Origin of the sequence: Kitasatospora sp. NPDC058170 (assembly GCF_042883905.1) — a bacterium.
GTDB lineage: Bacteria > Actinomycetota > Actinomycetes > Streptomycetales > Streptomycetaceae > Kitasatospora.
Window position 1 is genome coordinate 189,021 of sequence record NZ_JBHVUV010000001.1, and the last position, 20,188, is coordinate 209,208.

General features: G+C 73.2%; 19 protein-coding genes and 3 tRNA genes. 9 read left to right on the plus strand and 13 right to left on the minus strand.

Annotated elements, in window-relative coordinates:
* Positions 1-337 precede the first annotated feature (337 nt).
* From ACFVVX_RS00840 to ACFVVX_RS00850, 3 genes are all read right to left on the minus strand, one after another.
* A complete protein-coding gene (locus tag ACFVVX_RS00840) occupies positions 338-1,741 on the minus strand; it encodes a glutamate decarboxylase (RefSeq protein WP_387939886.1) in 1,404 nt (467 codons plus the stop codon).
* A gap of 120 nt (positions 1,742-1,861) precedes the next feature.
* Positions 1,862-3,295, minus strand: a complete 1,434-nt coding sequence (locus tag ACFVVX_RS00845) for an FGGY family carbohydrate kinase (protein ID WP_387939888.1) — start codon at positions 3,293-3,295, stop codon at positions 1,862-1,864.
* A gap of 122 nt (positions 3,296-3,417) precedes the next feature.
* The gene (locus ACFVVX_RS00850) at positions 3,418-3,714 is read right to left on the minus strand and encodes a hypothetical protein (protein WP_387940633.1); all 297 of its coding nucleotides are present in this window, start codon (positions 3,712-3,714) and stop codon (positions 3,418-3,420) included.
* Between the two features lie 243 nt (positions 3,715-3,957).
* Here ACFVVX_RS00850 and ACFVVX_RS00855 point away from each other — a divergent pair.
* Together ACFVVX_RS00855 and ACFVVX_RS00860 are read left to right on the plus strand one after the other, a co-directional pair.
* A tRNA-Asn gene (locus tag ACFVVX_RS00855) sits at positions 3,958-4,030 on the plus strand.
* A gap of 61 nt (positions 4,031-4,091) precedes the next feature.
* Positions 4,092-4,164 (plus strand) — tRNA-Asn (locus ACFVVX_RS00860).
* A gap of 110 nt (positions 4,165-4,274) precedes the next feature.
* Here the strand turns inward: ACFVVX_RS00860 and ACFVVX_RS00865 are convergent.
* Together ACFVVX_RS00865 and ACFVVX_RS00870 are read right to left on the minus strand one after the other, a co-directional pair.
* Positions 4,275-5,024, minus strand: a complete 750-nt coding sequence (locus ACFVVX_RS00865; RefSeq protein WP_387939890.1) for a trypsin-like serine peptidase — start codon at positions 5,022-5,024, stop codon at positions 4,275-4,277.
* A 105-nt stretch (positions 5,025-5,129) separates the two neighbouring features.
* The gene (locus tag ACFVVX_RS00870) at positions 5,130-5,978 is read right to left on the minus strand and encodes a trypsin-like serine peptidase (RefSeq protein WP_387939892.1); all 849 of its coding nucleotides are present in this window, start codon (positions 5,976-5,978) and stop codon (positions 5,130-5,132) included.
* A 190-nt stretch (positions 5,979-6,168) separates the two neighbouring features.
* Here ACFVVX_RS00870 and ACFVVX_RS00875 point away from each other — a divergent pair.
* Together ACFVVX_RS00875 and ACFVVX_RS00880 are read left to right on the plus strand one after the other, a co-directional pair.
* Positions 6,169-6,242: transfer RNA gene (locus ACFVVX_RS00875), tRNA-Ile, on the plus strand.
* A 224-nt stretch (positions 6,243-6,466) separates the two neighbouring features.
* Complete coding sequence (locus ACFVVX_RS00880) at positions 6,467-7,408, plus strand: 1-aminocyclopropane-1-carboxylate deaminase/D-cysteine desulfhydrase (RefSeq protein WP_387939894.1); 942 nt, start codon at positions 6,467-6,469, stop codon at positions 7,406-7,408.
* A gap of 67 nt (positions 7,409-7,475) precedes the next feature.
* Here ACFVVX_RS00880 and ACFVVX_RS00885 read toward each other — a convergent pair whose 3' ends face one another.
* Both ACFVVX_RS00885 and ACFVVX_RS00890 read right to left on the minus strand, forming a co-directional pair.
* Positions 7,476-9,005: an LCP family protein gene (locus ACFVVX_RS00885; protein ID WP_387939896.1), complete on the minus strand. Its 1,530-nt coding sequence runs from the start codon at positions 9,003-9,005 to the stop codon at positions 7,476-7,478.
* Positions 9,006-9,204: 199 nt separating this feature from the next.
* Positions 9,205-9,669 (minus strand): MarR family winged helix-turn-helix transcriptional regulator, encoded by a 465-nt coding sequence (locus tag ACFVVX_RS00890; RefSeq protein ID WP_387939898.1) that lies wholly within the window; start codon positions 9,667-9,669, stop codon positions 9,205-9,207.
* Positions 9,670-9,765: 96 nt separating this feature from the next.
* On the opposite strand from ACFVVX_RS00890, the gene ACFVVX_RS00895 reads away from it, so the two are divergent.
* Both ACFVVX_RS00895 and ACFVVX_RS00900 read left to right on the plus strand, forming a co-directional pair.
* Positions 9,766-10,788, plus strand: coding sequence for an NADP-dependent oxidoreductase (locus ACFVVX_RS00895; RefSeq protein WP_387939900.1), 1,023 nt, complete (start codon positions 9,766-9,768; stop codon positions 10,786-10,788).
* A gap of 365 nt (positions 10,789-11,153) precedes the next feature.
* Entirely contained in the window at positions 11,154-11,648 is a 495-nt protein-coding gene (locus tag ACFVVX_RS00900) for a DUF3145 domain-containing protein (RefSeq protein WP_387939902.1), read from the plus strand.
* Between the two features lie 65 nt (positions 11,649-11,713).
* On the opposite strand, the gene fabF is transcribed toward ACFVVX_RS00900, so the two are convergent.
* The 5 genes from fabF to ACFVVX_RS00925 all read right to left on the minus strand — a co-directional run bounded on the left by fabF (position 11,714) and on the right by ACFVVX_RS00925 (position 16,708).
* Entirely contained in the window at positions 11,714-12,979 is a 1,266-nt protein-coding gene (fabF, locus tag ACFVVX_RS00905) for a beta-ketoacyl-ACP synthase II (RefSeq protein ID WP_387939904.1), read from the minus strand.
* 139 nt (positions 12,980-13,118) lie between these two features.
* Entirely contained in the window at positions 13,119-13,361 is a 243-nt protein-coding gene (locus ACFVVX_RS00910) for an acyl carrier protein (protein ID WP_387939906.1), read from the minus strand.
* Between the two features lie 81 nt (positions 13,362-13,442).
* Positions 13,443-14,474, minus strand: coding sequence for a beta-ketoacyl-ACP synthase III (locus ACFVVX_RS00915; RefSeq protein WP_387939908.1), 1,032 nt, complete (start codon positions 14,472-14,474; stop codon positions 13,443-13,445).
* A complete protein-coding gene (locus tag ACFVVX_RS00920; RefSeq protein ID WP_387939910.1) occupies positions 14,471-15,421 on the minus strand; it encodes an ACP S-malonyltransferase in 951 nt (316 codons plus the stop codon). Before ACFVVX_RS00920 ends, ACFVVX_RS00915 begins: the two co-directional genes overlap by 4 nt.
* Before the next feature lie 90 nt (positions 15,422-15,511).
* On the minus strand, positions 15,512-16,708 hold the full coding sequence (locus ACFVVX_RS00925) for a PucR family transcriptional regulator (RefSeq protein WP_387940635.1): 1,197 nt from the start codon (positions 16,706-16,708) through the stop codon (positions 15,512-15,514).
* 206 nt (positions 16,709-16,914) lie between these two features.
* Here ACFVVX_RS00925 and ACFVVX_RS00930 point away from each other — a divergent pair, with 206 nt between their 5' ends.
* Positions 16,915-17,691, plus strand: coding sequence for a pirin family protein (locus ACFVVX_RS00930; RefSeq protein WP_387939912.1), 777 nt, complete (start codon positions 16,915-16,917; stop codon positions 17,689-17,691).
* A gap of 29 nt (positions 17,692-17,720) precedes the next feature.
* On the opposite strand, the gene ACFVVX_RS00935 is transcribed toward ACFVVX_RS00930, so the two are convergent.
* Positions 17,721-18,554, minus strand: a complete 834-nt coding sequence (locus ACFVVX_RS00935) for a serine hydrolase domain-containing protein (RefSeq protein WP_387939914.1) — start codon at positions 18,552-18,554, stop codon at positions 17,721-17,723.
* Positions 18,555-18,675: 121 nt separating this feature from the next.
* Here ACFVVX_RS00935 and ACFVVX_RS00940 point away from each other — a divergent pair, with 121 nt between their 5' ends.
* Both ACFVVX_RS00940 and ACFVVX_RS00945 read left to right on the plus strand, forming a co-directional pair.
* On the plus strand, positions 18,676-19,167 hold the full coding sequence (locus ACFVVX_RS00940; protein WP_387939916.1) for a MerR family transcriptional regulator: 492 nt from the start codon (positions 18,676-18,678) through the stop codon (positions 19,165-19,167).
* Positions 19,164-20,177 (plus strand): aldo/keto reductase, encoded by a 1,014-nt coding sequence (locus tag ACFVVX_RS00945; protein WP_387939918.1) that lies wholly within the window; start codon positions 19,164-19,166, stop codon positions 20,175-20,177. Before ACFVVX_RS00940 ends, ACFVVX_RS00945 begins: the two co-directional genes overlap by 4 nt.
* The last annotated feature ends 11 nt before the right edge of the window (positions 20,178-20,188 follow it).

Below are 20,188 nucleotides of genomic sequence, written 5' to 3' on the forward strand. Positions count from 1 at the left end.
CGTTTCCGCGTCTCCAACCTCACCGGCCTACCGTCTCAAACCCCAGGTCATGGCTCTGAGACGGACGGAAGTGTCTCACAACCCCGCCAGCCGCTCGAACATGCATGTGCCTGTACTGCACAGTTCTCTGGTCGGCGCGTTTCACCGCCCGATCCTTCGTCCGGGCACTGTTCGCAGGCCCGACGATCAGACGTCCCGAATCCCCCACGGGTTCGAGGCAGCCTCGCGGGGGGAGGCTGCCTCGAATCGAGGGACGCGCGGCGGGGAGGGCGCCAATGCCGCCCTCCCCGCCGGGACCACTCCGCGCGCGGGCGTCCGCGCCCCGGTCCGGGCCGTGTCAGTGGTGGAAGGCCGTCCGGGCCGGCACCCCGAGCTCCTTCAGCGGACCGGGCTGGCTCCGCAGTTCCGGCAGCAGCCGGTCGAGGTCGCCGAGCAGCAGGTCGGCCAGGTCCCGTGAGAAGCCGTTGCGGCACACCACGCGCAGCACCGAGAGGTCCTGACGGTTCTCGGGGAAGGTGTACGCGGGCACCTGCCAGCCGCGTTCGCGCAGCCGGCGCGAGACGTCGAACACGTCGAACGGCACGTCATCGGTGGTGGTGAAGGCGAAGACCGGCAGTTCGTCACCCCGGGTCAGCATCCGGAAGCAGCCGAGCGCCTCGATCCGCCCGGCCAGGTACTTCGCCACGTCGCGCGAGGCTCCCTGCACGGCCCGGAAGCCCTCCCGGCCGAGCCGGACGAAGGTGTAGTACTGCGCGATCACCTCGGCGCCGGGCCGGGAGAAGTTCAGCGCGAAGGTCGGCATCTCGCCGCCGAGGTAGTTGACCCGGAACACCAGCTCCTCCGGCAGCGCCTCGCGGTCGCGCCAGAGCGCCCAGCCGACGCCCGGGTAGACCAGGCCGAACTTGTGGCCGGAGGTGTTGATCGAGGCGACCCGGGGCAGCCGGAAGTCCCAGACCAGCTCGGGGTCGAGGAAGGGCGCCACCATGGCACCGGAGGCGCCGTCCACGTGCACCGGGACGTCCAGCCCGGTACGGGCCTGGAGCTCGTCCAGGGCGGCGCAGATCTCCTCCACGGGCTCGTACGAGCCGTCGAAGGTCGAGCCGAGGATGCCGACCACGCCGATGGTGTTCTCGTCGCAGAGCGCCACCGCCTGCTCGGCGCCGAGGTGGTACCGCTCGCCCTCCATCGGGGCGGTGCGGGCCTCGACCTCCCAGAAGGTGCAGAACTTCTCCCAGCAGACCTGCACGTTGACGCCCATCACCAGGTTGGGCCTGGCACCGGCCGCGTAGCGCTCGGGGTTGCGGCTCATCCAGCGGCGCTTGAGGGCGAGGCCGGCCAGCATGCAGGCCTCGCTGGAGCCGGTGGTGGAGCAGCCGACCGTGTTCTCCGGGTCGGCGGCGTGCCAGAGGTCGGCGAGGATCGCCACGCAGCGCCGCTCCAGCTCGGCGGTCTGCGGGTACTCGTCCTTGTCGATCATGTTCTTGTCGAGGCACTCGGTCATCAGCCGGGAGGCCTGGGCCTCCATCGAGGTGGTGACGAAGGTGGCCAGGTTGAGCTTGGCGTTGCCGTCCAGCATCAGCTCGTCGTGGATCAGCTGGTACGCCGTGTCGGCCGCGACGGGATTGTCCGCGAGCCGGTGCAGCGGCGGCGACAGCTCCATCGGGCCCAACGGGTCGGCAGTGCCGACGAACGGACTGATGGTCAGCCGGCGGTCGTCGCCGGCCCCCTTGTGCAGCGCCATGAGGTCCTGCCGCCCTTCGCTACCGGTGACCGCGTCGCCTCCCACGCTGCCACCGGCCACCGGGCGCCGCATCTCCACCGCGTCCGCCCCCGCGCGCTGCGGCCCGCGCCTGCCACCGCCCTAGGAGACGCTCTCCGGGTGGATCTGCTCGCGGGCGGAGCGGTACTGCTGACGCACCGCCGAGCCCAGCGGCAGGTCCTGCTCCGGGTCGGGCGCCACGGTGACGGCCTCCGGCAGCGGCCAGCGCGGCGGTTCGGGGGTGCCGGCCAGCGCCCAGGCGGCCTGCCGGGCCGCGCCGCGGGCCGCGTGCGCGCCGGGCGGCGGCACCACGACGGGGACGCCGAACAGCAGCGGCGCGATCTGCCGGACGGCCGGGAGCCGCCCGGCGGCGCCCAGCAGGAAGACCCGCTTCACCTCGACGCCCTGGACGCGCAGCACGTCCAGCGCGTCCGCGATGTTGCAGAGCATGCCCTCGACGGCGGCCCGGGCCAGGTGCTGAGGGGTCATCGACTCGGCCCGCATCCCGGTCAGGGTGCCGGCCGCGTGCGGCAGCGCGGGCGTCCGCTCGCCGTCCAGGTAGGGCAGCAGCACCAGCCCGTACGCGCCGGGGGAGGACTGCAGGGCGAGGTCGCTCAGGCCGTCCAGGTCGCGGCCGAGCAGCGCGGCGGTGGAGCGCAGCACCTGGGCGGCGTTCAGGGTGGCGACCATCGGCAGGTGCCGGCCGGTGGCGTCGGCGAAGGAGGAGACCAGTCCGGTGGCGTCCACCACGGCCTGCTCGTGCACGGCGAAGATCGTCCCGGAGCTGCCCAGCGAGACCACCGCGTCGCCCGGCCCGAGGCCGAGGCCGAGCGCGGCCGCCATGTTGTCGCCGGTGCCGGCCGAGATCAGCAGGCCCTCGGGGGTGTGCCCGGCGGGCTCGGCGGGGGCGAGCACCTCGGGCAGCCGCAGCTCGTGGCCGAGCGCGAGCTCCACCAGGTCCTGGCGGTACTCGCCGGTGATCGGCGACCAGTAGCCGGTGCCGGAGGCGTCGCCCCGGTCGGTGGTGCGCCGCTTTGGGTGGCCGAGCAGCTGCCAGACCAGCCAGTCGTGCGGCAGCAGCACCTCGGCCACCCGGCGGGCGTTCGCCGGCTCGAACTCGGCGAGCCAGCGCAGCTTCGCGATCGTGTAGGTGGGGCCGGGGACGGCGCCGATCGCCCGGGTCCAGGCCGCCGGGCCGCCGAGGGCGTCCAGCAGCGCGGCCGCGGCGCCGCTGGAGCGCGGGTCGTTCCACAGGATCGCGGGGCGGACCAGGACGCCGCCCGCGTCCAGGCCGAGCATGCCGTGCTGCTGCGCGCTGACGCCGATCGCCCGGACACCCTCCAGCAGGCCGCCGGCGGCCGCACTGCCGAGCGAGTGCAGCCAGATCTGCGGGTCGGCCTCGCCGGCCCGGGCGTCCGGGCCCTCCGGGGCGGGGTGCGGTGCCTTGCCGGACCGCAGCACCGCACCGGTTTCGGTGTCGCACGCGACGATCCGGGTGTGGCTGGTCGAGCTGTCTATCCCCGCGACGATGGCCATGTCGAGATCATGCCTCAGCGCACGGTCGGACGCGTCCGGACCGGGCAGGTTTTGCCCGTTCGGGTTCGCCCGTTCGGTTTCGCCCCGGGCACTCCCGCGGACGGCCGCCCGTCACCGTGCCGTCACGGGCGGAAGGTACCCCAGCCGTCGTCCTCGACCCGGGGCCGGTTGAAGTACGGCACCCGGTCGGTGACGGCGGGCGGCAGCTTGTCGCCGACCTTGTCCGCGACGGCCCCGGCGGCCTTCCCGGCGACCGCCCCGGCCTGCTGCTTCGCCTTGCCGGCCGCGCCCTGGACCTTGGGGTTCTGGGCGACCTGCCGGGTGACCTTGGCGATCTGTTCGTAGCGCTGGCGCCCGGCCCGCGAGCCCAGCACGTAGCCCGCCGCGAGTCCGACGATCAACGACAGCTTCCACATGATCGGATTCCACCCTCTCCTGGCGGCCTCTGCCGCATTGCCCTACCCGTCCTTCGGGGCGGCGAACCGTCCGTGCCCCCCAGCATCCCCGGGCGCTCCGCCGGGCGCGCGCGGGGCGCGCCGGTCGGGGCCGCCGGGGGCGGCCGGGGGAAAGCGATTGGCGGACCACCCCCCCGAGTGCGCTAATGTATGTCCCGCAGCGAGCGCCGAGGAGCCCGGGTCACCGGGGGCCGAAGCGGAAGCCGATCCCCCATAGCTCAATTGGCAGAGCAGCCGACTGTTAATCGGCAGGTTATTGGTTCGAGTCCAATTGGGGGAGCTCAGGTGGCGGTCCTTCGGGTCCGTTCTCCTGTCCGTGGTACGGCCGTTGTGTACCACGATCCCGCATAGCTCAATTGGCAGAGCAGCCGGCTGTTAACCGGCAGGTTTTTGGTTCGAGTCCAAATGCGGGAGCTTCACCGGGTACGCCCGGTGACTGCTCAGAGCGAAGGCCCCTCGGACGACCGGGGGGCTTTCGTGTTGTGTGGCCTACGCCACGTCCGGGCCCGGCCGACCGACCGGCTCTAGGCGGTGGCCCGGCGGTACAGCTCGGCGACCCGGTCGTCGAAGGCGACGCTGTACGAGGTGTCCGGGGTCTCCCCGCCCTCCTGGTACCCACCGATCACGCCGATCACCGTGCCGCCCTGGGTGATCCACGGGCTCCCGCTGGTGCCGTCGGTGTAGCCGCCGCAGTCGAACCGCTCCTGGGTGGGGCTCTGCGAGCTGGTCCGGGCCGCGCAGGTGATCGGCTCGTCGCGCTCGTTGGGGTAGCCCGTCACCGAGACCGCCAGCCCGAAGCCCTCGCCGGTGCCGAGGGTGTTGCCGCCGACCGCGTCCTCGACCTCCCGGCCACCGGCCGGCCGCACGGTGACGAAGGCCACGTCGTACTCGGGATCGTCGTCCTCCGCCCAGCGCGGGTCGACGGTGATCGACTGGACCGGCCAACTCCCGTAGGGCGAGTAGCCGTTTCGGTAGCCGGGGGTGAACACCAGGCCGTCCAGCAGGCCGATCCGGCGGCTCTGCACGCAGTGCGCGGCCGTCACCAGCAGATTGCGCCGCGGGCTGTGCACCACGCTCGCCGTGCACGCCCGCGGACCCTGCGCGGTGCGGATCGAGAGGGTGCCGACCCGGTCGCCCGACGGGCTCTGCGCCGCCACCTCGGCGGTCGCGGCCGGCTCCGCCCCGTCGCCGCAGGCGGTGCCGGCGGCGAGCAGCAGGGCCGCCAGCGCGACCGCCTGGCCCGCGCGCATGGGCCGTACCGGGCGGGAGGCCATCGGGGGCTCCGTCTCGTCCTCGGGGCGGGCACTGCGGGTCGTGCGTACCGCCGTTCGTGAGGAAGATCTATCAGGCCGCGCCCGGCGGCGCCACCCCCGGCCCGGTCAGCCCGTGGCCCGGTCGTAGAGGGCCTGGACGCGGCCCCCGAAGTAGCTGCTGTACGAGGTGTCGGGGCTGTCGCCGCCCTCCTGGTAGCCGCCGATCACGCCGACCACGGTGCCGGTCCTGGAGGCCGGGTCGAAGTCGGTCACCCAGGGGCTGCCGCTGGTGCCGCCGGTGTAGTCCGGGCAGTCGATCCGCAACTGGGTCGGGCTCTGCTCGCTGGTGGTGTTGCTGCAGGTGATCGGCACGTCGCTGCTGCCGGGGTAGCCGGTCACCTTCACCGGCAGCCGGTAGCCGCGGTCGATGCCCAGCCGGTTCGCGCCGAGCACCTGCTGCACCTGTTGGCCGTTCTGCGCCTGGACGACCGCGAAGGCGACGTCCACGTCCGGGTCGGCGCCGTCCTTCCAGGCCTGGTCGACGGTGACCGCCAGCAGCGGCCAGACACCGCTCGGGGCGTCGCCGTCCCGGTAACCGGGCACGAAGACCAGGTCGCCGCGCTGGCCGAGCTTCGGGTCCCAGACGCAGTGCGCGGCGGTGATGACCAGGTTGAGCCCGGCGCTGTCGACCACGCTGGCGGTGCAGAAGTGGTCGCCGTCCGCGTTGCGGGTGAAGACGGCGCCGACCAGTCCGTTGAGCACGCTGGGCTTGGCGGTGCGGGTGACGCCGGTGTGCCGGGCGACGGCGCCGCGCAGCCGGTCCCTGCTCCAGCCGTGGCTGTCGGCGGCGGGTGTCGAGGGCGGGTGCGAGCTCACCGTCGGGGTGCTGCCGCCGGGGCCCGCGGCGGTGGTGCAGCCCGCGGCCGCCAGGGCCAGCAGGGCGGCGCCGACCGCGGCCAGCTCACGTACCGTCATCCGCCCAGGCTCCCGGCGCCCCTGGCCGCCCGCCAGCGGGCCTGCGCCGTCCGGGGAGGCGCGATGGCCTGCGTACCCATGTGCGCCCCCGGCGCGCACCACGGCTGACCGACCGGCTATGCTGCCCGGGACGGCCTTTCGGGGCCGTCTGCTGCTGCCGCGACCGGGTGACCGGCGCGCACGGCGAACCGGGGCGGTAGCTCAGCCGGTTAGAGCAGGGGACTCATAATCCCTTGGTCGTGGGTTCGAGTCCCACCCGCCCCACACCATCCGCCCGCCGTTCTGCGGGCCTCCGGTCCACGTGGGTTCTGACCTGGGGAAACACCCCTGCGGTCACCAGTGGAACTGTAGAGCAGGAGTGGCCGGATCCCGAACGTGCCACGCCGTGGTTCACCCGCTGTGGGGACATCCGGCGGCCGGGGCGGCGGCGCGGGGGCGAACGGGCCGCCCGGGGGAGCGGACCGCTCGGCGTTCCGTATCCTGACCCGATGCTCGAACCCGCCCTGTCGCCGACCCCGCTGATCGACTGCACCGACGAGGCGCTGGCGCGTACCGGGGTGGAGCTGAGGCTCAAGCGGGACGACCTGCTGCACCCGAGCGTGCCGGGGAACAAGTGGCGCAAGCTCGGCCCCAATCTGTCGGCGGCCGTCGAGCAGGGGCACACCAGGCTGCTGACCTTCGGCGGGGCGTACTCCACGCACCTGCGGGCGGTGGCCGTGGCGGCCCGGGCGCTCGGGCTGGAGAGCGTCGGGCTGGTCCGGGGCGAGGAGTTGGCCGGGGCCCCGCGCAACTGGTCGCTGCGGGCGGCCGAGGCGGCGGGGATGGAGCTGGCGTTCCTGCCGCGGTCGGCGTACCGGGAGGCGACCGGCCGCGGGGCGTCCGGGGCGTCCGGGGGTACGGCCGAGGCGGAGCTGCAGCGGCGCTGGGGCCCGTGCCTGGTGCTGCCGGAGGGCGGTTCCAACGCGCTCGCGGCGGTCGGTGCGGCGCAGATCCCGGCGGAGCTGCCCGACCTCGGCGAGCGGGACGTGGTCTGCTGCCCGGTCGGCACCGGCGGCACGCTCGCGGGCATCGCGGCCGGACTGCCGCCGGGGGCGCGGGCGCTGGGCGTGGCCGTGCTGCGCGGCGGCCAGGGCTACCTGGAGGACGAGGTGACGCGGCTGCACAGGGCCGCGTACGGGCGCGAGTTCGACAACTGGCGGATCGACCACGACCACCACGGCGGCGGCTACGGTCGGGTCCCGGCCGCGCTGGCCGCCTTCGCGGAGGACTTCGAGCGGCGGCACGGCGTCGCGCTGGAGCGGCGCTACGTGGCGAAGCTCCTCGCCGCCGTGCACGGGCTGGCCGCGGCCGGCGCCTTCCCGCCGGGGACCAGGCTGACCGCGGTCGTCACCGGTCTGCCGGACCCGTCGGACGAGGGCTCGGCACCGTAGGGTCCGTCCGCACGCCCCGGCCGACCGCGCGGGGCGCGCGATCGGCCGGACAGGACCTAGTGCGGCACTAGCCGAAGGTGAGGTTGGCGCAGGGGTCGGTGTCGGCGTTGCGGGAGTTCTCGGCGATGCCGGTGGGGACGCCGCTGGGCGTCGGCGTGGCACCCGCGGTCGGGGCGGCGCCGGGGGTGGGGACGGTGGCGCCGGGGGCGGCGCCGAGGGAGTCGAGGCCGGTGGCGGCGGTCGGGTGGTAGTCCCGGCCGAGGGTGACGGTGACGTCCTCCGAGCCCGGCTCCTCGACCAGCCGCGCCTGCGGGAAGAGCGGGGCCAGCTGCTCGGCGACGCTCTTCAGCGCGGGGCCGTAGGCGATCTCGGTCCGCAGCCGCCCGCCGTCGACGGCGCCCAGGACGACGTTCTGGAAGCCCTTGGCCCGGATCGTCTCCGCGGCCTTGCCGGCCAGGCCGGAGGTGCCGACCCCGTTGACCACCACGACGGGCGCGGCGGCCTGCTCGGGCGTCAGCGCGGTGGGGGAGGGCGCGGCGGCGGTCGGCGTGGCGGTGGCGGCGGGGGTGCCCTCGGTCTGGCCGGTGCTCTGGCCGTCCAGGGTGCGGTCCTCGCGCAGCAGCCTCCACAGCGTGTCCACGTCGGGGTGGACCAGGGCGACCCGGTCGCCGGCGAAGCGCCAGGGCGTGGTGACGAAGGTGATGTCGGAGAGCTTGATGCTCTGCAGCGACTGGGCGAAGTCCACCAGCTTCAGCGCGGTGCCGAGGTTCTCGTCGACGGTGAGCGAGCGGGTGGCGGCGTCGGCCAGCGGGAGCAGGGTGGGCAGTGAGAACCCGAGGCCCTGGATCTTCTTGATCATCGAGGAGAGGAAGGCCTGCTGGCGCTTCATCCGTCCGATGTCGGAGTTGTCGCCGAAGCCGTAGCGGGCCCGCAGGTAGTCCACGGCCGGCTGGCCGGCGATCTTCTGCAGCCCCTTCCTGAGCTTGATGTTGTGCGAGTTGACGTCGTTGGGGACGCAGATGTCCACGCCGTTGATGGCCTCGGTCATCGCCGCGACGCCCTTGAAGTCGACCACGATGGTGTGGTCGATCCGCAGCCCGGTCAGCGCCTCGACGGTGTTCTGCGTGCAGGCCGGGTTGCCCTTGGGGAACTCGCCGACGGTGAAGGCCGAGTTGAACATCTGGTTCGTCCGCGGTTCCGTCCAGCGGCCGCTCGGCAGCTTGCAGGACGGGATGGTCACCAGGGTGTCCCGGGGTATGGAGACGCCGACGGCGTGCTTGTGGTCGGCGTAGATGTGCAGCAGGATCGCGGTGTCGGAGTGGCCCACGCCCTCGTCGCCGCCGCCGAGGTCGGCGTTGCCGTCGTCCCGGGTGTCCGAGCCGAGCAGCAGGACGTTGACCGGGACGGAGGCGCCGGGCGTGACCGGGACGGGCGCCGGCGGGCGGGTGGTGGCCACGCCGCCCGGGTCGAAGGTGGTGATGTTGCTGTCGAGCCGGTGGTAGAACCAGGCCCCGGCGCCCGCGATGGACAGCACCAGGACGGCGGCAAGCCCTACGGCGGTTCGTACGATGCGCCGCCTGCGCGAGCTGCTGCTCATCGTCCCCGGGCCCCCGTCTTCTCGTGTCGGTGCGTGCGGCGACCGGCCTGGACAGGCCGGTGCCGAGTACTCGAACGTTAGACGTTTCGGGGAAGTGTTCGGTTACATCCGATGGCCGACGAATATGGCCCGGATCAGGCATTCCGACTGTGATGCTGCTCACGCCGGTGCCCGGGGGTGCCCGGATCGGGCGCCCTGGTCAGGCCCCCGGTCCGGAGGCGCCGGACAGCATCCGGCGCAGCAGGTCCCGCAGGGCGGTGCGCTCCTCGGCGTCGAGGGCGGCCAGCGGCTCGCGGGCGAAGTTGAGCGACTCGCGCAGCTCCTCGGAGGCGGCCGCGCCGGTGTCGGTGGCGGCGACCAGCTTCACCCGGCGGTCCTGCCGGTCGGCCTCGCGGGTCACGAAGCCGCGCGACTCCAGGCGGTCGACGATCCCGGTGATGTTGGACGGCTCGCAGCTCAGCGTCTGTGCGATGTGGCGCATCGGCATCGGCCCGCGCCGCAGCAGGGCGAGCACCTTGGCCTGCGCGCCGGTGAGCGAGCGGGCGGCCGCGGCCTCCTCGTACTCGCGATGGAAGAGCCCGACCAGATTGGCCATGAGGTCGACGACCTCGCGGGTGATCTCGTCGGACTGCGGCGTGGCGGCCCCGGTCGGCTGGGTGTCCATGCCTCGGAGTCTACCTGAACATTTGACAACATGAACCTTTCATGCCCATCGTTACTTCAGTAAGTCAACCTTTCATGCAAGCAGGGAGTACCACTCATGGCAGACCAGGCAGCGCCCGCCACCGCCCGCGAATGGCACCTGGCCGCCCGCCCGCAGGGCTGGCCCGTCCCCGCCGACTTCGCGCTGGTCGAGGCGCCGGTCCGCACCCCCGGCCCGGGCGAGATCCTGGTCCGCAACGCGTACCTCTCGGTCGACCCGTACATGCGTGGCCGGATGAACGACGTGAAGTCCTACATCCCGCCGTTCCAGCTGGGCGAGGCGATGGACGGCGGCGCCGTCGGCTACGTCGTCGCCTCCGGGGCCGAGGGCTTCGCGCCGGGCGACGCGGTGCTGCACGGGCTCGGCTGGCGCGAGTACGCCACCGTGGACGCCCGGCGCGCGGTGAAGGTCGACCCGTCCGTGCCGCTGTCCGCCTACCTCGGCGTGCTCGGCATGACCGGCCTGACCGCCTATGCCGGCCTGCTGGCCGTCGCCGGCCTCAAGGAGGGTGACAGGGTCTTCGTCTCCGGCGCGGCTGGCGCGGTCGGCTCGATGGTCGGCCAGATCGCCCGGCTCAAGGGCGCGGCGCTGGTCGTCGGCTCGGCCGGCAGTGCGGACAAGGTCGCCAAGCTGGTCGACGAGTACGGCTTCGACGCCGCCTTCAACTACAAGGACGGCCCGGTCGCCGAGCAGCTCGCCAAGGCCGCCCCGGACGGCATCGACGTGTACTTCGACAACGTCGGCGGCGACCACCTGGAGGCCGCGATCGGCGCGCTCAACCCGCACGGCCGGGCCGTGCTGTGCGGCGCGATCGCCCAGTACAACGAGACCTCCGCCCCGGTGGGCCCGCGCAACCTGGCGCTGGTGATCGGCAAGCGGCTGCGCCTGGAGGGCGTGCTGGTGGGCGACCACGCCGCCCTGCAGCCGCAGTTCGTCGCCGAGGTCGGCGGCTGGCTGCAGGACGGCTCGCTGCGCAACGAGGAGACCGTCGTGGACGGCTTCGAGCGCACCGTGCAGGCCTTCCTGGACCTGCTGCGCGGCGTCAACACCGGCAAGATGGTCGTCCGCCTCGACGGATGACGCCGAATCAGGACCCTAGGCCTCTCGGTCGCCCCGCCGCCCCGCCCGGGCGTGCGGGGCGGTTTGCGTACCGGGCGCTGGGGATCGGGCCGCACTACCGCATTCCGGCCGGATCCGAAAGTGCGTCAGCCGCGGTGCGGGGAGGCGCGGTACGGTGGTTGCGCCTCGTATGGGGCCGTTCGGGGGAGAGATCCCACCGAGGGGTGGACCTCGTTGAGGATTCGACTAGCATTGAGCGAAAGCCTGTCCGTTTTGCTCAATTTAGTGGCTTAATGTCGGCTAACGTGGGTAACTGTGGATCAACTACAGGCACTGACACGAGGCAGCTGGGGAAGGCGACCCTCGTCCACAGCCTGGAGGTCCCGGTGACGACACGTGGAGTCCTGTACGTCCACTCCGCGCCCCGCGCGCTGTGCCCGCACGTCGAGTGGGCCGTCGCGGGAGTGCTCGGTGTGCGGGTGAGCCTGGACTGGATCCGCCAGCCGGCCGCACCCGGACACTGGCGCGCCGAGCTCTCCTGGCAGGGTGAGCCCGGTACGGCCTCGAAGCTCGCCTCCGCGCTGCGCGGCTGGCAGCTGATGCGCTACGAGGTCACCAGCGAGCCCTGCGCCACGGCGGAGGGCGAGCGGTACAGCAGCACGCCCACACTCGGCATCTTCCATGCCGTCACGGGCATCCACGGGGACATCCTGATCCCCGAGGACCGGCTGCGCGCCGTCCTGCTGCGCTCCCGCAGCGAGGGCGCCGACCTGGAGGCGGAGATCTCCCGGCTGCTCGGCAAACCCTGGGACGACGAGCTGGAGCCGTTCCGCTACGCCGGCGAGGGCGCCCCGGTGCGCTGGCTGCACCAGGTGGTCTGAGACCGCGGGTACGACGAAGGGGCCGGCCGCTCGGTACGAGCGGCCGGCCCCTTCGTGCGGTCCGGTCAGACGCTGCGGAAGGCCAGCACCACGTTGTGGCCGCCGAAGCCGAACGAGTTGTTCAGCGCCGCGATCCGGCCCTCGGGCAGCGGACGGGCCACGTCGCGCACGATGTCCGCGTCCACGTCGTCGTCCAGCTCGTCGACGTTGATGGTCGGCGGGGCGATCCGGTGGTACAGCGCCAGCACGGTGGCGACGGTCTCGATGCCGCCCGCGCCGCCCAGCAGGTGGCCGGTCATCGACTTGGTCGCCGAGATGGCGATGTGGTCCAGGTCGTCGCCCAGCTCCCGGCGCAGCGCCTTCAGCTCGGCGGTGTCGCCCTGCGGGGTCGAGGTGGCGTGCGCGTTGACGTGCACGATCTCGGCCTTGGAGATGTCGTTGCGCTCGAACAGGTCGGCGAGCGCCCGGGCCACGCCGGCGCCGGTGGGCTCGGGCTGGGCGATGTGGTGGGCGTCCGAGGACAGGCCCTGGCCCACGGCCTCGCAGTAGATCCGGGCCCCGCGCGCCTCGGCGTGCTCGATCGACTCCAACACGACGATGCCGGCGCCCTCGCCCAGCACGAAGCCGTCCCGGCCCTTGTCGTACGGGCGCGAGGCGGTCTGCGGCTCGTCGTTCTTCTTGGACATCGCCATCATGTTGGCGAACGCGGCGATCGGCAGCGGGTGCATCGCGGCCTCGGTGCCGCCGGCCACCACGACGTCGGCGCGGCCGGTGCGGATCATCTCGATCGCGTAGCCGATCGCCTCGGCGCCGGAGGCGCAGGCGGAGACGGGGGTGTGCACACCCGCGCGGGCGCCGACCTCCAGGCCGACGTTGGCCGCCGGGGAGTTGGGCATCAGCATCGGGACGGTGTGCGGGGAGACCTTGCGGGCGCCCTTCTCCCGCAGGATGTCGTACTGGTCGAGCAGGGTGCTCACGCCGCCGATGCCGGAGGCGACCACGGCGCCCAGGCGCTCGGGGGCGAGCTTGGAGGAGTTGTCGGTGGCCGGGGTCTCGTACCCGGCGTCGGCCCAGGCCTCGCGGGCGGCGATCAGCGCGAACTGCGCCGAGCGGTCCAGCCGGCGGGCCAGCGGGCGGGGCAGGATCTCGCCCGGCTCGATCGCGACGCGCGCGCCGATCCGGACGGGCAGGTCGGCGGCCCACTCGTCGGTCAGCACGGCGACTCCCGACTGCCCGGCGACCAGGTTCTCCCAGGTGGTGGCGGCGTCGCCGCCCAGCGGCGTGAAGGCGCCGATACCCGTGACGACCACGGTACGGTTTTCAGCGGTCACTGGATCTTCTTCTCTCACGTGTGCGGTTCGGCGGCGAGCCGGAGGTGGGGCCCGGCCGGGGCGCCCGGTGGGGCGCCCCGGCCGGAACGCCGGTCGGCACGGGGCCGGCCGACGGTCAGGCATCGAGCGGGGTGATCGCTCAGGCGTTGGCGAGGATGTAGTCCACCGCGTCGCCGACGGTCTTGAGGTTCTTGACCTCGTCGTCCGGGATCTTCACGTCGAAGCGCTCCTCGGCGGCCACGACGACCTCGACCATGGAGAGCGAGTCGACGTCAAGGTCGTCGGTGAAGGACTTGTCGACCTCGACGTCCTCGGCCGGGATGCCGGCGATCTCGTTGACGATCTCAGCGAGACCTTCCAGGACCTCGTCCTTGGTAGCCATACTGGCTGCTCCTCTTCGGTGTTGAATGCGGCCGTCCGGCGGACGGACGCAGGCTTGTGGATGGGATGGGGCGAAACGCGCCTAGGGGAGCGTAACGACTGCGGCCGCGTAGACCAGACCCGCCCCGAACCCGATGATCAGCGCGAGGTCGCCACTTCGGGCCTCGCCGCTCTCCAGCATGCGCTCCATCGCCAGCGGGATGGACGCCGCGGACGTGTTCCCCGTCTCGGTGATGTCGCGGGCGACCGGCACCGAGTCGGGCAGCTGAAGCTTCTTGATCATGGCATCGGTGATGCGCATGTTCGCCTGGTGGGGGATGAACGCGCCGAGCTGGTCGGCGGTGACCCCGGCGGCGTCCAGCGCCTGCTGGGCCACCTTGGCCATCTCCCAGACGGCCCAGCGGAAGACCGCCTGGCCCTCCATGCGCAGGGCCGGCCACCTGGTCTCCGCGCCGACGCCGTTGACGGCGTCCTCCTTCGCGAAGGCGGTGTCCCAGGCCTCGGTCTGCGAGATGACGTCCTTCTGGGAGCCGTCCGAACCCCAGACGACCTTGCCGATGCCGGGCGTGTCGGACGGGCCGACGATCGCGGCGCCGGCGCCGTCGCCGAAGATGAAGGCGGTCGAGCGGTCCGACTGGTCGGTCAGGTCGCTGAGCCGCTCGACACCGATCACCAGGACGTACTCGGCGCTGCCGCCGCGGACCATGCCGTCGGCCAGGCTCAGGCCGTAGCCGAACCCGGCGCAGGCGGCCGAGATGTCGAAGGCCGGGGCGGTGCCGCAGCCGAGCCGCTCGGCGATCTCGGTGGCGATGGCCGGGGTCTGCTTGAGGTGCGAGACGGTCGCGACGATCACGCCGCCGATCTGGTCCGGGGTGATCCCGGCCTGGGCGATCGCCTTGCCGGAGGCCTGCACCGACATCTCGGCGACGCTCTCCTCGGGACCGGCCCAGCGACGCTCGGCGATGCCGCTGCGGGTGCGGATCCACTCGTCCGAGGAGTCGATCCAGTTCAGCACCTCGGCGTTGGGGATCACCCGGACCGGGCGGTAGCCGCCGACGCCGTGGATGCGCGAGTACTGGGAGCCGGTGACCGGCTTGATCTGGGGCACACTCATGCCTTGGTCTCCTGATCCTTACCGCCGTGCTCCGCCACGAGTGCGCGGGCCTTGTCCAGATCGGCGGGGGTCTTGAGGGCAAGCGTCGCCACACCCTTGAGGTTGCGCTTGACCAGTCCGGTGAGGGTGCCCGCGGGAGCGAGCTCGATGACGGCGGTCGCACCCAGCTCCCGGAGGGTCTCCATGCAGAGATCCCAGCGGACCGGGTTGGACACCTGGGAGACGAGGCGGTCGAGCACCTCGGCGCCGGAGGCCACGACCGCGCCGTCCCGGTTGGAGACGTACGCGACCTTCGGGTCCGCGACCGGCAGGGTCGGGGCCAGCTTGGCCAGCCGCTCGACGCCCGGGGCCATGTGGTCGGTGTGGAACGCGCCGGCGACCTTGAGCGCGATCAGCCGCGCACCGGTCGGCGGGTCGGCCTTGAGGGCCTCCAGCTGGGCCAGCGTGCCGGCCGCCACGATCTGGCCGCCGCCGTTGTTGTTGGCCGCGGTCAGGCCGTGCTCGGCGAGCTTGGCCGCGACGACCTCCGGCTCGCCGCCGAGGACGGCGACCATGCCGGTCTCGGTGGCGGCGGCGGCCTCGGCCATCGCCAGGCTGCGCTCGCGGACGAAGGTCAGCGCGTCATGGGCGGTGAGCACCCCGGCGCCGGCGGCGGCGGTGATCTCGCCGACGCTGTGGCCGGCCACGGCGCCGACCAGCTCACGGGCGCGGTCCTCGTCGGGGAAGAGCGCGCGGGCGGTGACCAGGCCGGCCGCGACCAGCAGCGGCTGGGCGACGGCGGTGTCCTTGATGTCCTCGGCGGACGCCTCGGTACCGGCGTGCACCAGGTCGAGCCCGGCGACCTCCGACCAGCCGCGAAGCCGGTCGGCGACACCGTCGAGCTCCAGCCAGGGGCTGAGGAAACCGGGGGTCTGGGCACCCTGTCCAGGGGCGACGATTACGAGCACGGTTCAACCCTCTCTCGCCAGGCGCCCGGGGGCGGGTAGGCGACGGTAACGAAGAAAAGCATCGGGGATTGTAAGTTCCCTACAGCCTGGTCAGTTCTGCTCCCCGGTCGCCGCGAGTCGGCCCAGCGCCAGTGCGATACGCAGGGTGAACGCCGAACGCACGTCCGAAGGAGCGTAGCCCGTGACGTCTGTCACACGTCGGAGCCGGTAGCGCACAGTGTTGGGGTGGACGAAGAGCATTCTGGCAGCGCCCTCCAGGGAGGAGGCCTGCTCCAGATAGACACTCAAGGTCTCCAGGAGTGCCGAACCCGCCTCGTCCAGCGGTGTGTAGATCTCCTCCACCAGCTGGCGGCGGGCCGCCTGGTCCCCGGCGAGCGCGCGTTCGGGCAGCAGATCGTCGGCCAGCACCGGGCGCGGCGCGTCCGGCCAGGCCGCGCAGGCCCGCAGGCCCGCGGCCGCGGCGTGCGCCGAGCGGGTCGCCGACAGCAGGTCGGGCACGGTCGGGCCGACCACCACCGGGCCGGGCGCGAACTGGCCGATCAGCGCGCGGGCCGCGTGCACCGGCTCCTTGTCGCCGCCGACCACCACCACCAGGCGCTTGCCCAGCACCCCGGTCAGCACGTGCAGCTTGGCGTACCGGGCGGCCCGGCGGATCGCCTCCACCACCAGCTCGCTGTCCCCGTCCGGGGCGCTGCCCATCACCACCCGCACCTGGCTCGGCTGGCCCCAGCCGAGCGCCGCGGCCCGGGACAGCACGCCCTCGTCGGCGTCGCCGGAGAGCAGCGAGTTGACGACCAGGGCCTCCAGCCGGGCGTCCCAGGCGCCGCGCGCCTCGGCCGCCTGTGCGTACACCTGGGCGGTCGCGAAGGCGATCTCCCGGGCGTAGACCAGGACGGACTCGCGCATGTCCGCCTCGTCGCCGGGGGCGGCCACCTCCTCGATGGCCTCCTCCATCACCTCGATCGTGGTGCGGATCAGCTCGACGGTCTGGCGCAGGGTGATGGCCCTGGTCAGCTCGCGCGGGGCGGTGCCGAAGACATCGGTGGAGATCGCCTGCGGGGCGTCCGGGCGGCGGTACCACTCGGTGAAGGCGGCGATACCGGCCTGGGCGACCAGGCCGATCCAGGAGCGGTGCTCCGGCGGCATCCGCCGGTACCAGCCGAGCTGGTCGTCCATCCGCGCGATCGCGGCCGTGGCCAGCTTGCCCGAGGACTTCTCCAGCCGCTTCAGGGTGGCGGCCCGGCGCTCGGCCCGATCGGCGGCGAGTCTGCGCTCCTGGGCCGTCAGCCGGGGCGCCGCGCGGCCCGGCCGGTCTCGCCCGGCCCCGGGCGTCGGGCTCTTCCCGCTCTTGTCGGGCTTGGCGGTGGGATCGCTCTTGGAGTTCGCGGAGGCGGCTGGCACAAGGACAAGACTGCCTCACCGGAGTGACTGCTCGTGCACAACCCCCGGTTCACGGACACGGTGGCAGTGGTCACACCCGCTACCGTGGGCCCGTGACCGACGCCCCCGCCCGCCCCCGCGCCGACCTGCGCCGTGCCGCCGAGCGCTACCTCTCCACCCCGGACGAGGGCATCGAGACCAGACACGCGTTCTCCTTCGCGGGCCACTACGACCCGAGGAACACCCACTTCGGCGCGCTGCTCGCCTGCAACGAGGAACTGCTCGCGCCCGGTGCGGGGTTCGCCGAGCACAAGCACCGCGACACCGAGATCCTCACCTGGGTGCTGGAGGGCGCGCTCGCCCACCGCGACTCGCAGGGCCACAGCGGCGTGGTCCGGCCCGGCATGCTCCAGCACCTGAGTTCCGGCTCCGGCGTCACCCACACCGAGCGCAACGTCGGCGGTGCCGACGGCCCGGTGCGCTTCGTTCAGATGTGGCTCCAGCCGGACGTGTTCGACGCGGCCCCGGCGTACGGGCTGCGCCGGGTGGAGCCCGCCGCCGACGGGTTGACGCTGCTCGCCTCCGGCCTGGCCCGGGACGCCGGGACGGACGCCCTGCGGCTGCGGCGGCGCGACACGGCGCTCTGGCTGGCCACCGCGGGCCCCTGGCAGCCGCTGCCGCAACCGCCCGCCGCCGCCTGGCGGTACGCGCACCTGACGGCGGGATCGCTCGGCTACCGCACCGTCCCGGGCCCGCAGGGCGGCGGTCGCTCGATGGTGCCCGGCGACAGCGTGCGGATCACCGGCGGGGCCTTCGCCGACCCGACGGCCGGGGAGGCGGGCGCCGAGCTGCTGCTCTGGGAGATGCACTCGCCGCTCTCGTACGGCTGAGCCGCCCGACCGGGCCGTACCGGGCGGCCTCAGCCCCGAAGTTCGGCCAGCACGGCGTCGGTGAGCACGGGCCAGACCTCGGCCGCCCACGGGCCGAAGTCCCGGTCGGTGAGCGCGACACAGGCCGCGCCCGCCTCCGGGTCCACCCAGAGGAAGGTGCCGGACTGGCCGAAGTGGCCGAAGGTCGCGGGCGAGCTGGTGGTGCCCGTCCAGTGCGGTGCCTTGCCGTCGCGGATCTCGAAGCCGAGGCCCCAGTCGTTCGGCCGGCGGTGGCCGAAGCCCGGCAGTACGCCGCTGGTGCCGGGGAAGGCCACCTCGCGGGTGGCGGCCCGCAGGGTGGACGGGTCCAGCAGCTTGGGCGACTGCAGCTCGGCCGCGAACAGCGCGAGGTCCGCCGCCGTGGACAGGCCGCCGGCCCCGGCCGGGGACTTGTGCGCGGTGTTGATCAGCGTCGAGCGCATGCCCAGCGGCTCGAACACCGCCTCGGCGGCGTACCGGCCGAACTCGATGCCGGAGGTCTGCGCCAGGGTCTGCGCCAGCACGTCGAACCCGGCGTTGGAGTACAGCCGGCGGTTGCCCGGCTCGGCCATCACCCGGTGCTCGTCGAAGGCCAGCCCCGAGGTGTGCGCCAGCAGGTGCCGGACGGTCGAACCGGCGGGCCCGGCCGGGGAGTCCAGCTCGAACACGCCCTCCTCGACGGCGACCAGCACGGCGTACGAGGTGAGCAGCTTGGTCACCGACGCCAGCGGGAAGAGGTGCTGCTGCGGCCCGTGCCCGCCCAGCAGCGCGCCGTCCGCACCCCGTACGACGGCCACCGCGGCGTTCGGCACCGGCCAGTTCTCGATCATCCGCAAGCTCTGCATGGGCCCGACTCTAACCGGGGCCCGGAGCCGGATGCCGGGAGCACCCGGGTGGGAGGCTTGCTTGGAGTGCGCTCTAACTCACTAGCGTCATGGACACCGCTCACCACAGGGGGTTTGGCAGATGGCAACGCTCGCGTCGATCAAGGTGGACCTGCGTACCTGCGATCAGGTCTTCCGCACGCCGACCGGCGAACCGGACCGGACCCCGAGGCACGGCATCAGCGAGGTCGCGGTGGCCAGCGGACTGACCGCCCACACGCTGCGCTGGTACGAGCGGATCGGCCTGCTCGATCCGGTCGACCGCTCCGCGTCGGGCCAGCGCCGCTACTGCGACGCCGACCTGCACCGGCTGGCCTTCCTGGGCCGGCTGCGGCTGACCGGCATGTCGGTGGCCGACATGCTCCGGTACGTCGAACTGGCCCGCCGGGGTGAGCAGACCCTGGAGGACCGGCGCGACCTGCTGGTCGCCCACCGCGAGGAGGTCCGGCAGCGGATCGCCGACCTCCACGCGACCCTCGCCGTCATCGACTACAAGATCGATCTCTACGCCGGGAAGATCGCCGACAGCGGCGAACCGGCGGACCGCCCGCAGAGGAAGAAGCAGAGCGCATGACCCTCCCCGTCCTTCCCACCGCGCAGCTCGGCACCGACGGCCCGACCGTGGGCGTCCAGGGCCTCGGCTGCATGGGCATGAGCGAGTTCTACGGCCCGACCGACACCGCCGAGGCCCTCGCCACCCTGGACGCCGCCCTGGAGGCCGGCGTCACCCTCCTCGACACCGCCGACCAGTACGGCGCCGGCCGCAACGAGGAGCTGATCGGCCCGTTCGTCCGGGCCAACCGCGACCGGGTGGTGCTGGCCACCAAGTTCGGCGTCGAGCGCAAGGCCGACGACCCGCTGTACCGAGCCGTCCGCAACGAGCCGGCGTACATCCGGACCGCCGTGGACGCCTCGCTGCGCCGCCTCGGTGTGGACGTCATCGACCTCTACTACATGCACCGCCGCAACCCGGCCGTGCCGATCGCCGAGTCGGTCGGCGCGATGGCCGAGCTGGTGGCGGCCGGCAAGGTGCGCCACCTCGGGCTCTCCGAGGTGACCGGGGCCGAGCTGCGCGAGGCGCACGCGGTGCACCCGATCGCCGCCCTGCAGTCCGAGTGGTCGGTCTTCGCCCGGGACGTCGAGCGCTCGGCGGTGCGGGCCGCCGCCGAGCTGGGCGTAGCCTTCGTGCCCTACTCGCCGCTCGGGCGCGGCTTCCTGACCGGGTCCTTCGCCGCCGCCGAGGAGCTGCCGGCGGACGACGTGCGCCGCACCCAGCCCCGGTTCAGCGGTGCGAACGCGGCGGCCAACCTCGCGCTGGTCGAGCCGGTCCGGGAGATCGCGGCGGCGCGCGGGATCACCACCGCCCAGGTGGCGCTCGCCTGGGTGCACCAGCGCTCCGAGGTGCACGGGCTGACGGTGGTCCCGATCCCGGGCACCCGCAAGCGCACCCGACTGGCCGAGAACACCGCGGCCGCCACCCTGCGGCTCACCGCCGAGGAACTGGCGGTGCTGGAGCCGATCGCCGGCCGGGTGGCCGGCGACCGCTACCCGGACATGGCGTTCACCTCGGTCGGCCGCGAGTAGCAGGGGGCGCG

Excerpts from the sequence above, each read along its gene's own strand:
- ACFVVX_RS00880 (WP_387939894.1), top strand. The coding sequence starts at position 6,467 with ATGCTCGAACCCGCCCTGTCGCCGACCCCGCTGATCGACTGCACCGAC.
- ACFVVX_RS00840 (WP_387939886.1), bottom strand. The coding sequence starts at position 1,741 with ATGGCGCTGCACAAGGGGGCCGGCGACGACCGCCGGCTGACCATCAGT.
- ACFVVX_RS00915 (WP_387939908.1), bottom strand. The coding sequence starts at position 14,474 with ATGAGTGTGCCCCAGATCAAGCCGGTCACCGGCTCCCAGTACTCGCGC.
- ACFVVX_RS00890 (WP_387939898.1), bottom strand. The coding sequence starts at position 9,669 with ATGGACACCCAGCCGACCGGGGCCGCCACGCCGCAGTCCGACGAGATC.
- ACFVVX_RS00910 (WP_387939906.1), bottom strand. The coding sequence starts at position 13,361 with ATGGCTACCAAGGACGAGGTCCTGGAAGGTCTCGCTGAGATCGTCAAC.
- ACFVVX_RS00895 (WP_387939900.1), top strand. The coding sequence starts at position 9,766 with ATGGCAGACCAGGCAGCGCCCGCCACCGCCCGCGAATGGCACCTGGCC.
- ACFVVX_RS00940 (WP_387939916.1), top strand. The coding sequence starts at position 18,676 with ATGGCAACGCTCGCGTCGATCAAGGTGGACCTGCGTACCTGCGATCAG.
- ACFVVX_RS00845 (WP_387939888.1), bottom strand. The coding sequence starts at position 3,295 with ATGGCCATCGTCGCGGGGATAGACAGCTCGACCAGCCACACCCGGATC.
- ACFVVX_RS00885 (WP_387939896.1), bottom strand. The coding sequence starts at position 9,005 with ATGAGCAGCAGCTCGCGCAGGCGGCGCATCGTACGAACCGCCGTAGGG.
- ACFVVX_RS00865 (WP_387939890.1), bottom strand. The coding sequence starts at position 5,024 with ATGGCCTCCCGCCCGGTACGGCCCATGCGCGCGGGCCAGGCGGTCGCG.
- ACFVVX_RS00870 (WP_387939892.1), bottom strand. The coding sequence starts at position 5,978 with ATGACGGTACGTGAGCTGGCCGCGGTCGGCGCCGCCCTGCTGGCCCTG.
- ACFVVX_RS00935 (WP_387939914.1), bottom strand. The coding sequence starts at position 18,554 with ATGCAGAGCTTGCGGATGATCGAGAACTGGCCGGTGCCGAACGCCGCG.
- ACFVVX_RS00945 (WP_387939918.1), top strand. The coding sequence starts at position 19,164 with ATGACCCTCCCCGTCCTTCCCACCGCGCAGCTCGGCACCGACGGCCCG.